Origin of the sequence: Paraburkholderia sp. GAS82 (assembly GCF_050436285.1) — a bacterium.
Classification (GTDB): Bacteria; Pseudomonadota; Gammaproteobacteria; order Burkholderiales; family Burkholderiaceae; genus Paraburkholderia; species Paraburkholderia phenazinium_B.
The window spans coordinates 173,144-185,731 of sequence record NZ_JBNDLX010000003.1; the positions used below are offsets into that span (position 1 = coordinate 173,144).

8 protein-coding genes and 1 pseudogene are annotated in these 12,588 nt (G+C 56.8%); 4 read left to right on the top strand and 5 right to left on the bottom strand.

What is annotated here, in order from left to right:
• Positions 1-65 precede the first annotated feature (65 nt).
• The 3 genes and pseudogenes from P3T17_RS11140 to P3T17_RS11150 all read right to left on the bottom strand — a co-directional run bounded on the left by P3T17_RS11140 (position 66) and on the right by P3T17_RS11150 (position 6,340).
• A complete protein-coding gene (locus P3T17_RS11140; protein ID WP_429406662.1) occupies positions 66-923 on the bottom strand; it encodes a hypothetical protein in 858 nt (285 codons plus the stop codon).
• Positions 913-3,735, bottom strand: a complete 2,823-nt coding sequence (locus P3T17_RS11145; RefSeq protein ID WP_429406664.1) for a hypothetical protein — start codon at positions 3,733-3,735, stop codon at positions 913-915. The genes P3T17_RS11140 and P3T17_RS11145 overlap by 11 nt, the downstream gene beginning before the upstream one ends.
• Positions 3,736-3,807: 72 nt before the next feature.
• Positions 3,808-6,340: pseudogene (locus P3T17_RS11150) on the bottom strand (type VI secretion system Vgr family protein).
• A 1,079-nt stretch (positions 6,341-7,419) separates the two neighbouring features.
• Between P3T17_RS11150 and P3T17_RS11155 the strand changes: the two are divergent.
• The 4 genes from P3T17_RS11155 (at position 7,420) to P3T17_RS11170 (ending at position 10,505) form a co-directional block, all read left to right on the top strand.
• Positions 7,420-8,154, top strand: coding sequence for a hypothetical protein (locus tag P3T17_RS11155; protein ID WP_429406666.1), 735 nt, complete (start codon positions 7,420-7,422; stop codon positions 8,152-8,154).
• Positions 8,155-8,163: 9 nt separating this feature from the next.
• Positions 8,164-8,778 (top strand): DUF4123 domain-containing protein, encoded by a 615-nt coding sequence (locus tag P3T17_RS11160; RefSeq protein WP_429406668.1) that lies wholly within the window; start codon positions 8,164-8,166, stop codon positions 8,776-8,778.
• A 76-nt stretch (positions 8,779-8,854) separates the two neighbouring features.
• Positions 8,855-9,349: a DUF3304 domain-containing protein gene (locus P3T17_RS11165; RefSeq protein WP_429406670.1), complete on the top strand. Its 495-nt coding sequence runs from the start codon at positions 8,855-8,857 to the stop codon at positions 9,347-9,349.
• Positions 9,350-9,923: 574 nt separating this feature from the next.
• Positions 9,924-10,505, top strand: a complete 582-nt coding sequence (locus P3T17_RS11170) for a hypothetical protein (protein WP_429406671.1) — start codon at positions 9,924-9,926, stop codon at positions 10,503-10,505.
• Positions 10,506-10,538: 33 nt separating this feature from the next.
• On the opposite strand, the gene P3T17_RS11175 is transcribed toward P3T17_RS11170, so the two are convergent.
• Positions 10,539-12,143, bottom strand: a complete 1,605-nt coding sequence (locus tag P3T17_RS11175; protein WP_429406673.1) for a tannase/feruloyl esterase family alpha/beta hydrolase — start codon at positions 12,141-12,143, stop codon at positions 10,539-10,541.
• A gap of 132 nt (positions 12,144-12,275) precedes the next feature.
• Complete coding sequence (locus P3T17_RS11180) at positions 12,276-12,587, bottom strand: AtuA-related protein (RefSeq protein ID WP_429406675.1); 312 nt, start codon at positions 12,585-12,587, stop codon at positions 12,276-12,278.
• Position 12,588 lies beyond the last annotated feature (1 nt).

Consider the following 12,588-nt stretch of genomic DNA (forward strand, 5'->3'; position numbering starts at 1 on the left):
TTTCGGCGCCACGATTGCTGTCGACGATGATTTGCCGCACACATACTGCCGCCTGCATCAAGTCCTCACGAGCCACCGACAAGATCCGCAGATCGTACCCAACGAACAATCTCGTTGCCGTTGGCCTGCCGATAACGAATCTGCGACCAGTCACCAACCGCGTCAAGCACCACCACTGTATCGCCGCTAATCAGATACCCCATTTTCTTCCCGTCGTCTTTTGGCCTGCCGTATAGATAGGCTCGTTCCGCAGCGACGTGGCGGGTGCTCTCATGAGATGAGTGGGCTGTGTCTGCGTTATTCGGCTCGCGCGACGTCGACGCATATTGATGGATCAGCGCAGCAAGATTCGATTGTTGCTGCTCAGTTGGCAGCGCCCCAAAATAATCCTGATCCGACGCGGCAATTCGTCCTTTGGCAGTGTCGACGGTGATCTGCTCTTTATCGTAATGTACATACGTCGGCTCGAAACAGTAACCGTTTTCTGTGTTTGCGGGTCGCTTCTCCAGCAAAACAAAGGTACTTTCCGAAACCTGCCGCGACGACGGTGGCGTGCAATATGGGCGTGAAGCGAACTTGTCCGGCACTGGGCCGGATGGGTGTTGCAGCAAAAATTGCTTCAGTACAGGGCGGCCGTAAACGAGTTTGCGTGCTTGGTTACCTTCCGCGTCCGAGAGGAAATTTGTGTCTTGTTCTTCCGTCCCGGCGTCCTCACACGTCGTCAAAAAAGCATTCCCGCCAACGTTCCATCTTAGCGTCACTGCGGCGTCGCCACACAGCGCCTCAGCTGCAGGTGGCTTGTCATTGACGAAGACGACGCATTCGTTGTTTGCGCAAGCAGACGCCGGGAGTTCGGCGGCGCCAACCATTTCACATGCGAGCAGACAGACGCCCAGCGTCAGCGCAGAAAGTTTATACGCCACATACCCACCTGTTAAGTTTGTCTTTCAGCAATTTGAACTGTGAATTCGCTCTTGCTACTGTTACGCCGTTTTCCGTCGACGTATAAGTTTGCTGAGTTAAGATTCCCATGCGCCGGCTAACGCATAGGGAAACGTATTGCGATCTCGCGGTTTTTGCCCGCTCAACGACAGCCATCTTGATCAAATCAGATTGAGTCTCGATGCCGCCGGCGGTCAGTCGCTGGCGAATCGCTTCCTCGGCACTATCGAGTGAGCGCTGCTGAATGGCCAAATCGAATAGTGCACAGTAGTTCACCACACTGATTCGTTCCAGCAAATCAGGCGCCAAAGATCGCAACAGTGTCAGGCATTTCAGCAGATCCTCGTGTGTTTGCCTTGCGGCCCACTCCACCTGAATTTCCTTGAATGCTTCGACATCGGCCAATTTCTGGAACGGTACCATCCAATCCGAATTGCTAGCCTGTTGTGCGATAGCCCATGCTTTCAAGGGGCCACCTGACGACGACGACAAGGCCGTGTTGAAGTGATCATATTCAGTCTGTGACGGAAAGGCATCGCGAAACGCTTGCGTATCCGCTGCCTGCATTGCTCTCAATACAGGTCCTAGCGTATTCTGTCCCGCGTTCCACTGCACTAGTCCATAAGACATGCCCTGTTGGTCAAAGTTATTGGCGACCGTCGCATAGCGCATAGGTACGCCACCTTCGAACGTAGTCGAGATCGCCAGAGCAATCGTCTGCACATCGATCAATGGCATGCATCCTGCACTATCTGCGAAATTGCCAACTATTCCAACTGGATGCAAGTGATACACAAATGGTGAGGAAAGTGGCTGCAACGCGCTCGCGCAAGCATCCCACATCTGCAAGAGTTTGATCCGCTCTTTCTCCGTCTTCCAGTACGGGAGTCCATCGTGCATGAATGGATCGAGCGCATCCCATTTGCTCATCTGTCCGCCCCACTCGCTCTCGTATTTCACTACCAGATGATCCACACGGTCCGCGCGCCATTTCAGATTCAATGCGGTGAGCAGATCCTGGCCGCCGACCTTACCTTGTTCCTGGCTTTTTGGCGTCAGAATCTCATCCAGCTTGGCAATTAGCGCATCGCCTTTTGCCGCATTGAAACTGGCTTCGAAAGCAATTTTTTCGTCGGCCGTTGCGTTGTCGCCCTTCAGGTAAAGATATCGCTTGTAGAGATCGGCGGTTGCCAGATTCGACGACAACAGCTCGAAACCAGCCCATGCCCATTTGTTTTGCAGCGAGACATTCGGTTGGCCCGATGCGCAAACGAAGCCGTTGACCGTATTCATAGTGGCATCGCCTGCGTCGACTTCGTACCAGGTTTGCTTCTTATCGTCTACATGCTCAGTAAAACCAGCGATGCTGACAACACGCGTGTAGTCACTGGTTCCGGTCGGCGCTGCAGTCAACGACAAGGGAAAGGAATTCCACGCACGCCGAGTGTCATGGCTCGCCACCTCACTGCGCATAATCCAGTAATTCGTCGCGCTGGCGGCCCCGGCCGCCTTGACCTGCACCTTGGTCCACATACCCGCGTGCGGCGCATCATCCGTGAGCGTGACAGCAGTATTCGCTGGCAGCGTCAAATCGCCGTCAGTCTTATAGGTGTATAGATTCGCACCTTTCGACAGCACCAGCTGGGTCTTCGGCTCTTGCGTCAATTGCGCCGCACGCGCCTGGCTGCGCGCAAGGAACGCCTGCAAATCGTCACCTGCGAAAACCTCGACATGCAGCAATGCCCGTTGCGGGCTGGGCGGCAAGGTCGATGCATGTTCGACATTTTGATATTCGCCCAGATAGCCGATCACTTCGCCGGCACCGATGCGAATGGGCTTGGGGAGCAGATAGATACTGTCGAGCGCTTCGGGATCGATCTCACTATCGAGCCAGGGAAGAAATACCCAACCATGCGATGCGTCTTGGGGCACCGCTTTCCCTGGCACAACCGGGACGATGTCGCCGGAGACGATACTTGAGATGCGCCCCCAGTTCTTCGGCGCATGCGCCGGACGTTGAATCTTGACTTTGGTGCCCGACGGCAAAATGCCGATCTTCTCCCCTGCATGACCATGGTTGTCGCGATGCACATGCGAGCCGGTGACTGGTTCCCCGGCCTTGACGTTCTCCTGCTGATCGGTGGCTCGCTTATCGCTGACCGTGTAAAGCGGCTCGGCGTTGTAGTAGCTCGGCCAATTTTTCTTGTTCTTGTCCTGTTCCGAACGCTTGTACACCGAGCAGGGTGCCAGATGCATATACAGGCTGAAGAAAACTAGCGAATCCGCCGGGTCCGTGCTCAGCTTGTTCGGTTCGTTGTTTGCAGGCGTTGTCGTCGGCGGTTGCGCCGGAGGATTGCTCGGCGGATGAGGTACGTTGTTCGGCGTATTTGGCGAGGTGGGGGCATTCGGCGTATTCGTTGGCGCCGCGGGCAAGGTCAGCTTGTGCTTGACCAATGTGAAGCTTCGCGAATACAGCGCCGTCGATTTGTCTGGATAAGACAAATGCTGGTAGTCGCTGTCGAGCCGGTAAGCCACGACCACACCATCGGCAATGCAGCGCACACCGCCGCTACGGTCCATCGCGCTATCGGCTGCCGTCGGCGACCTGCCAGTCTGATCAAGGTGAATCCCCCCATGCCATAGACCGTTCAAGCCCAGCGGGAAAGGGCCATCGCTCCCCTGGAGCGCGGCCAGATAGGCGTCCGGGTTCACCGTTCCTGTCGCACTTTTCTGCGGAAAAGGATAGGCCCATTGCGAAACCGGGGTTAACGTATCGCCATTGTCGGCTGCCATGCTGTAAGTTTCCTGACTATTCTCATAAAAGCGCTGCATGCGCGCAGGGCACGCAGCCACTTCGCCAAGCGCTTATCCCGAAAACGAGGTCGAACGCTTCGGCTTTCCGTCCGCCGCTACCCACGACGGGAACGTCGTATCCAAGCGCGTCGGTCCCGAAAAATCATGCGATGCCCCCTTCACATCGACCGTCCCCGGCGCGTGGATCTGGATATTGCCGTCAGCAATACGGATATAGGCGCCGCCGCTCGTCAGCAAGATCCCCTTCTTGGCCGTGACCGTGACCATATCGGTTGCCGATATCAGCGTCAGCCCCTTCTGCGCCGTCAGTTCGATCACATCCGACTGCGCCTGCACTTGCACGGGCCCCTTTCCGGCAAACAGTTTGATGCCGGCGTTCTGCACGAACAGACTTAGCTTCTCCGTGACGCTTGCGATCAGCGATTTACCTGTCGCCACATGGGTGTTCTGCCCGCTGACGAAGTTGATCTGCTGGTCTGCTGTGATCTGCGTCGACTGCTGGGTGGACAGCGCAATACCCTCCGGACTGGCCGCCAAGAGAATCGGCTTCGCAAAGCCGTTGGCGTTGCCGGTGCCGCCACCGGCAGTACGACCGCCGCTAATCGCTCCTCCCGGCACGCTGTGCTGGGTCGCATCGGTGAACGCCTTCAATGCGTCCTGGCTAGGTTGCAGAGTTTCTGCATTGGCCGCGACACTGGACTGCGACAGGCTCTCGATCAGGGCTTCCGAGCTGACTAGTTGCTCGCTGGCCGGCGTGGCATTCAGCGGCTGGCTCACGGATGTTGGATGGGTCGAGACGAACAGCCCTTGACCCGCGCGGATTGCGCCATACGATTCCGACTTCAAATCAAAGCCCGTCCCAAGGTAAGCGCCACGCGTGTTATCCGTGTGCTGCACCAGATACCCGAGGTGTAATTGGGAATTCGCCGTGCTGCTCAAGAGCTGCACCCGGTTCTGGCCGCTTGAATCGTCCATTACCATCTGGTTGTAACCGCTGCCGCCGTACTCCTTCGAGCGGTAGCCTGACAGCAATCCGTTTGAATGCCACTGCGGCTTGGCTGACCCGTTATACAGCCGCGACACCACGACCGGCCGGTCACAGTCCCCGCCGATGTGGTCGATCAGTACTTCCTCTCCCACCCGCGGCATGTGTACGCCGCCATAGCCGTTGCCCGTATCGGCCTGCGCTACCCGCACCCAGCACGAGGCTTTCTCGTCACCCCCGTTGATGCGGTCCCATACGAACTGCACCTTGATGCGGTTCAGCTCGTCCGTGTAGACCTCCTCACCTTGCGGGCCCACCACGATCGCCGACTCGAGGTGGGTCTTCGGTTTCCGATGCTCGAACGGACTGCGATACGGCACGCCCGTGCGCTGTGCCTCGATCTGCGTCAGGTAGAAGCCCTCCGAGCCGTCCGCGTGCGTCACTTTGAATGCAGTACTACTAGCCCGACTCGCACGCACCTCGTCTACCGTGGCCTGCAGGCTGTGCGGATAGTCCGGGCCCCGGTTGCCCGCGGGCACGTTGTTCGCGATCACCCACGATGTCTCGATCACCGCGAACTCCTTCTGGCTCGCCTGATCCCGGTCGTGGTCCGGGTGGCCACTCAGGATGAAGCGCCGCCCGGCGTCGATCCTCCTCACCCCCCCCCACGCCCTCAAACCGTTTGGCCCGCGACTCCCATTCTTCCATCCGGATGCCGGAGAGCTGGTCGCCGCGGTCTTGTTTCGGATACGTGTACGCCCCTGTGTATTCGTATATCTCCGCCTGATCCGGTAACGCGCCCTGATTGGGCATCGTCGGCAAGCTCGTGCCTTTGGGGTTGAACTGCGTCGACGGACTTTTGTAATCGAACGTGCGCGTGGTAAGCGTCGTGCTTTGCAGCGTGCGTGTGCCCGACCACTGCGTGAGCGCGTCCGTCTCGCTGCCGGTACCCGCCCGGTAGAACGATACGGTTTCCGGCGACAGCCCATCGAGCGTCGCGAGCCGGTCGGTGATCACCAGCGTGTGCGATTTGCCGTCCCGCGCCTGCTGCCAGAATCCATACAGGCCTTCCGACTCGAGCAACCTGTGCACGAAGTTCCAGTCAGTTTCGTCCTGACGGCAGTACGAACGCGGGGGCAGCGGTTTCGAGAGGGCGAACTGGAACAGCCCTTGGGCCTGTGGATGGGTGTTGAATACGTCCGTGATGATGTCGTCGGCGGTCTTGTCCTGCCAGATGCGCTGGTCGCGGCGGAACTTCAGAAAGTGCATCCAAGAGGCGAAACCGAGCTGGTAGCTTGTCAGTCCGCTGTTCGAGCCCAAGCGCCGGGCAGTTTGCACGTAGCCGTTGTGGGGCAGGTAGGACTTGTCCGCCTGCTGGATCCATAGCGTGACCGGTTGCGCGATGAGCGTCTTGAGTTCCACGCTGCCACTGGTGGACACCACGTCGACGGTGAATTCGAAGTGACGGCCCAGACGCGAGCGGCCCACCACCCGCTGTGGGACCAGCACGTTCGAGCCCAGCGGTGTGTCCAGCTTGAGCAGGCGGTCACTCTGCGACACGCCACCCGTGATCGTGTTGATTAAGTCCTGCGCCCCCATGCTACCCCGCCTTTCTTATTCAATACGCGCCCCCGCGTTATCGCGGCGATTTTACAAAACATTTCGGGAGAGAATCAATTAATGTTGGATTTAAAATGTTAAATCGATACATATTTTAATTCACGACGAATTAATGCGTTTTGCATTTCGGAAAATGTTTCTTATTTGACTGATTGGCTTGGATTGACAGGAAATATTTGCCAGGGTGGGTCGCCGACAGTATTCAAAAAATGGAGCGGTAGTAGTTCTTCGGTCTTCAGTTGAAGAGCGTAGGTGGTGCGTGTGGGTCGCAACTAACCTGCGACCTATTATCGGTAGCGTTGCGAACGACAAGCTTTCGCGTGCGTTCGAGGTCGTCCCACTCGGCCACCGTTAATGACCGTCGGTTGTTCCAGTTACCCACACAGGGCGCTTCGAGTGTGGCTCACTCATGATGTTTCGGTTCCATTTCTATGTGAAATGCCGCTCCGGCAAAAGCTCAAATAAGCATAAAAGCCGTTGGCATCTTGCCGACGCGAGCGGCCGTATACGACCCGAAGCCGCCTGTCGTTGGGTGCTCTGAGACCGCTTACAGTCGGCTAGGGAGACCGTTGGCTCCTTTTCGCCGCTCAGTTCGTTGGACCAGCGGCTTGTCTTTCGGCGCAGTTGTATGGCAGTCTTAGCGAAATAGCAACGACCGCAACTACGAAAAACAATACCAAATGAAAGGAAACACGTGGTTTTGGAAGGTCCGCCGTCCTAGGCCTTACTTGGACGATTGGTCCCTTTGGAGTAATCGAGAAAGTCGTCTTCTTGAGGCGGTCAAACGCAGCGAGAACGTTGGCACCTAGCGTGCATGCATTCAAAGCCGTTCATGGATGACATAGTTGATTCGCTTGGTTTGATCGCGCGGCACGTATATAGCAATGCGAGATCTATTAAGATTAACGCTAGCAGTAACTGGGTTGACAAGACACCGCAAGTATATTGGGGGACGCCACGTCGAAACGTGGAGTTGACGGATCTCTTGGTCGTTGTGACGCGCCGATTGAACCGTCTGCCAGCGACGCGTTACGCAATTCTTCTTCAGGGAAAATGCGTTGAGCGACCTGATCGCCCGAATGCCGAAAACATGTAAATCCGGCAAAGACTCAACCCTAAAAGAGCGCGATTTGCTTGAGATTAGTTCGGGTGAGATCGAACTCATGAACGGAGCGCATTCGATAGGCAAGTACCATCTCGATGCTGAAGGAATATCAACTCGCGGTATTGGGGACTTCGCTAGATATCTCCTTATCCCAACTCGTAAATCGGCGATTCGGGGAAGGTGGTGTCATCCCCATGTGACCCTATGGCCATCGTCGAGAAGGAGCGTTGACGGTCCGCGTACGCGCTATTCCGAGTTGCTTCTTGACATGGCTGGCCTGACTTCGGTCCAGGTTGAGCCGAAGCTGCGTGCCATCAAGGTTGGAAGCGAATGGGAAAGATTGGTCGACGATCTGTTGCAGTGGGCGCAGACAAGGCCAATGAGCACTCGGTTCTCTGGATTTCCGGTCGCTGTCAGTACTGAATGGCAATTTACCCGTCAAAAACAACTCGGAATACACCGCGTTTCACGGGTCATTCACAAGTTACAAAGCGCTTTGCCTTCGCAATGGCAAGAGCGACTCACTCGAACTTTAGCCCCTTACGCTGCGTTTGTCGCACGTCCCGGAAGCAAGCACTTCCCGCCAGATCAACAAGGCGATAGAGAACAAACGCCGGATGGCGGGGGGATGCTTATAGTGCACATCGAATTACTTATTTCGGGCGACGATCACGAAGACCAAGCCTAAAGGGACATTTTGAGAACCGACGATTCCAATGGTCCATTTTTAATTCGTCTTGACCATGATAACGATGCGTCGTTGATTGAAGTACTAGCCTTGTCTTGTATTTCCGATCCCTGCGGAATGTCGTTCATCTTCTCACGACTTTCCACGCTATCGCTGTGCGAGGCGCTGCGGGCTAGACTGGAAGTAAAGTGCGAAGATCGAACGAAGTGGCAATTGAAATTCTTCGACTCGCGCACGCTACCGGTCCTGTCCCGTACCCTTTTCCCCGAACAATTTCAACGTTTCTTTGCCATTGTTTGCGAATGGTTCTATCTCGATCGCGACCTGGCACTGCAGGTAATTGCAGGTAGTGACGAGTTATATGACGCCTACGAAGCGCCGCTCCGTTTGAGCGAACAGCAGGGCGGCTCTTTCGTCGATGCCGCGATGCCTGACGCGATTCTCCATGTGATCAGGACCACCGACGACGATCTGACCGCGGCTTTTGCTCCCAAGGAACTTTATCGCATCGTGTCATCTGCAGTGGCCAACGCAACGGCGGAGGAACGCGACAGCGCTCCCGCGTTAGCGGATCGCGCGCGACGCGCGTTGCTGGATATACTGCCTCAACAGGATAAAGCGTGAAAATCAACGTAATCGCCGAGATCGTGCGCTTTGCTGAAATCGGGCTGCTTGCTTCTCTGGAGGAGCGACAAAAAATATGATGGCTATAAAGCTACTCAAACTCAGCCTATTTGCTGGCATCGGCATGTTGGCACTTGCGAGTCTTAACGGCTGTGCTAAGGAACCTTTCGAACTTGAATTAGTTGGCTATGACTATACGGATCGGGCTATTCTCGATTTTTCGGTCAACGGCGCCTCGGGTGGGAACATCTTCCTTAGTACAAAAACGTCTGGTGGCGGCAAATATGCCTGCTGTGTGGTTCTGGATCGCGCGACGAAGACACCGTTCTGGGTGGATGTCGAATATATGCGAGAGGCACTTGTAGCATATCCGTTAGAACAGATCGTTAAGGCCGCCGACACCGTGCGACAAAAAGCGCGTGTCGAGGTCACAGGTGTAATACCGGACAAGCCAGCCTACCTGGAGATTCATTTTTACCCTGACGGCCATATTGAGGGGGCGTTGTCCGGCGATGATGGTCCTTCCTCACCCCGATTGAAGCTTGAGCGCCGCTTGCCCTACTTACGCTAATCGGATCTCCTCCATGCTTGATGATACGCAAATACCTTCGGCAGCAGGTTTAAGGCCGTTGACCCTCGCAGAACGCAGACAGCGTGCGGAGGCGATGTCGTGCCTCGACCCCGTAAAGAAGCCTGGTTCTTTTGATTGCTCGCAAACGATCTGAGTGTCGATTTTCTTCGACGAAACGGGTAATAATCGTTTCAACGATACGGCCAAGCTTAAGCACAGCGGGACTCGGCTTCACCCCGGGCGGAGAGGCACGCCTGAATAAGGCTCGCGCTGATTTTGACAAACTGGTGGCTAAGGCGAAGGCGCGAGCCAAAAATCCGACGCAGCCGATTCGAATGATCAATCTCGCGCTTATCGGATTTTCCCGCGGCGCTGCTACTGCGCGTGCTTTTGCCCTGCGAGTCGCAGCGGACTGCCGTGAGAAGGCTGGCAGCCTGTCCCTTGGCAAGCTTGACCCGTCGTCCCGCGAGCTGACAATAGTCGAGCGATACACCTCTGTCAATGCTTAGGTGTATCGAGCGTTTCGAGATATTCTTTGACGCGCGCTAACCAATCCGTCACGACGGCTAGAACAATGAAATTCTTTTTCTCTTGTCTGCGCTCCGCGATCCTGGGTCTCGTCGGACTGATTTTTCTATTCATAGGTCTACTCTGCATCGGCGATGCAATCACGCTGCTGCAGGCGCGCAGTTGGCCCGTGGTTGCAGCGCATCTGGACGAATGCACTGCTCAGCTTCGCTATGGAAAATCGGATGCTTCATGGCAGCTGACGGCCGAATTCAGTTATGGACCAAGACTCGCCCAGCATTTCGAAGACGTCTGGACACCCGATGACTCTCCGACCTACACCAAATCGCAAGCCGCGCTGATCAGCGCGAGCGAAGCATCGGCGATCACCAAGCGTTTCTGCGACAGGCAAGCGGCAGCGACGCTGCGCGTGTCGACGACCGATCCGTCGCGTGCACGCAGAAGCGAGGCAGTCGATGCGGGCGACTGGAAAGGGGACCTCGGTGGCGGATTTATCGGCATGCTCATGGGCGGCGCCATGTGTGCGATTGGCTGGACTCTCTTTCCCCGTCAGCCCAAACTGGGGAAGACAATGCGAGCAAGAGCGCGACTCAGGGGAGCTGCGCCGCGCAAGACCAGAACGCGATGATCCACCGTCAACGCTTAGACATTCCGCGGCACATCACTTTGTCGCCACCACACACCTAAAACTACCAGCCACCCTCCGATCCCCACGCCCGTCATACCCCGCCACCTCCGGATAAACACAAAGCCGCCTCTCAAACCGCACTCCCGCCGCCGGCTTGTCATCCACATACTTCGTCGACACAAACTCAGCCGGCGCCTTCCCATCCTCCACCCACCCCTGCAGCGCACTCACCACATCCCGCTGCCGATTCAACACCGTAGGCGGCAACTGCCCCCCAATCGTCCCGGGCCCAGGCCCACCACCGCAATGACTCATTCCCGGCACCATCACCAGCCGGAAAAATCGCTGCGCATTCGGTACGCTTCCTTCACGCGCTGCCACCGCGTCAAAGAATTCAATTGGCAAGGTTTGCGCGTTCAATGAATCAGCCCATCCCTGCGTCATGATCAACTTGCCGCCACGCGCCTTGAAGCGTGAGAGATCCGTGTGCATGGCATCGCTGATGGGCGCGAGCTTTGCATCGACGCGATCTGCATCGGCACCGAAATCAAACGTCGTCCAGTCCCAATCAGGATTGTCGAACACAGTATTCGCGACCAGCGGTTGCGCATAGTTCGGCACTAACGCACCCTGAATCAGGTTCCACTGACTTTCACTGCCTCGCGCAAACCCAGGATAAAGCTGCTTCCCATCGCGAGAATCAAGCACCGGCGAATACAGCCGCTCGGCTTCATGAACCTGGGCCGCGCTCAAACATCGCACGGGGTCATCACCGCTTTTGCACTGCAACTGCGCCGGTTCGAAATGACACGCCAATGGGTTGTCCAGAAAACCGTCCTCGATTGCCGCATCGCCCCCGCAACTCTTGAGCACGGCACGATTGAGCAGCGTGAGCGCCGCCGGTGTCAGCTTCGCTTCAGGCTGCTGCGCGGGCAGCCTGGCGCCCCACAGAAAGCTTTCCATCAGATGGCTATAGCCCATGCCCGGCGACCCAGCATGCACGCCGTCATAGTCATCCGGAAAGTATTCGACTTCTTCCATGGCTTCCGCGCCGCCCGTCGAGCAGCCGCTGTAGTAAGCGTGCTTCGCGCTCTGACCGTAGTAAGCACGGGTGATCGCCTTCGCCGCGACTGTCATCAGGTGAATCGATGTGTGACCCCAATCGCGTAACTGTACGGGGTTGCGGGCCCATTCGAGACGCTGACCGATCGCGCCTTGCGCGCCGCCCTTGTGGCCGGTATCGGTATTGGCCGCGACAAAGCCACGCGCTACAGCGGGCGCCAGTTCGCTGTACACGATCGAACCGCCAAAGCCGCCCGACCCCACGCCGAGCAAACGTCCGTTCCAGCCATCGAGCGGCAGCCACACTTCGATCCCCACCTGTTCGGTGGGTTCGGTGCTCACCGTCGCGACGACGCGGCACACTTTCACCGATGTCGTCACAGGCTTGCCGTCGGGATCCTTGAAGACGCTGCCCGCCGGGAGGACTTGTGCGGACTCGATTCGCGTGTCCTTGATGTTGGTTTGCTGGAGCGCACTGCAGTTTGAAGCCTGCTGCGATTCGTCGGCACGCGCTGCGCTAAATCCCGAGGCTGAATAACACGCCACTGCCGCCGCGATCATTCTGGCAACTTGCAAGGACCGCTTCTTCGATCGCGCAGAAATCTCAACCGCCTGACCGCTATGGCCTACCATCCTGTCTCCTCCGTGTTATCTGCCTAAGTTAATAAGCATTCGGTGTGGCGTGCGCGAGATCCATAGCGCTCGCATCTAGTCCTTAGCAGGAACCTCAAGATTCATCAACGCGGAACTAACCGACTTCCCATGCGCATCGATCGCAAGCGAACGCGTCACACCACCGCCAAGCGCTTCCTTCAGCACGAAGTTCATCGCACCAATCAACGGCAGTTCATAGCGAATCACCTCACCGCGCACCACGTCGCCCAGATGCGCCTTCACCCGTTCTGGCGTGACGTGCTGAAGCAGATGTCCATAGTCACGCCCGTCATAACAGATCACGGATACGTTCAGCGTGTTGCCTTTGTCGCCGGTGCGCGAGTGCGCAAGTTCTCGCAGTTTCATA

What these genes read in the sequence shown, in the direction of transcription:
- P3T17_RS11180 (WP_429406675.1), bottom strand. Translation starts at nt 12,587, where the DNA reads ATGAAACTGCGAGAACTTGCGCACTCGCGCACCGGCGACAAAGGCAAC.
- P3T17_RS11165 (WP_429406670.1), top strand. Translation starts at nt 8,855, where the DNA reads ATGATGGCTATAAAGCTACTCAAACTCAGCCTATTTGCTGGCATCGGC.
- P3T17_RS11170 (WP_429406671.1), top strand. Translation starts at nt 9,924, where the DNA reads ATGAAATTCTTTTTCTCTTGTCTGCGCTCCGCGATCCTGGGTCTCGTC.
- P3T17_RS11145 (WP_429406664.1), bottom strand. Translation starts at nt 3,735, where the DNA reads ATGGCAGCCGACAATGGCGATACGTTAACCCCGGTTTCGCAATGGGCC.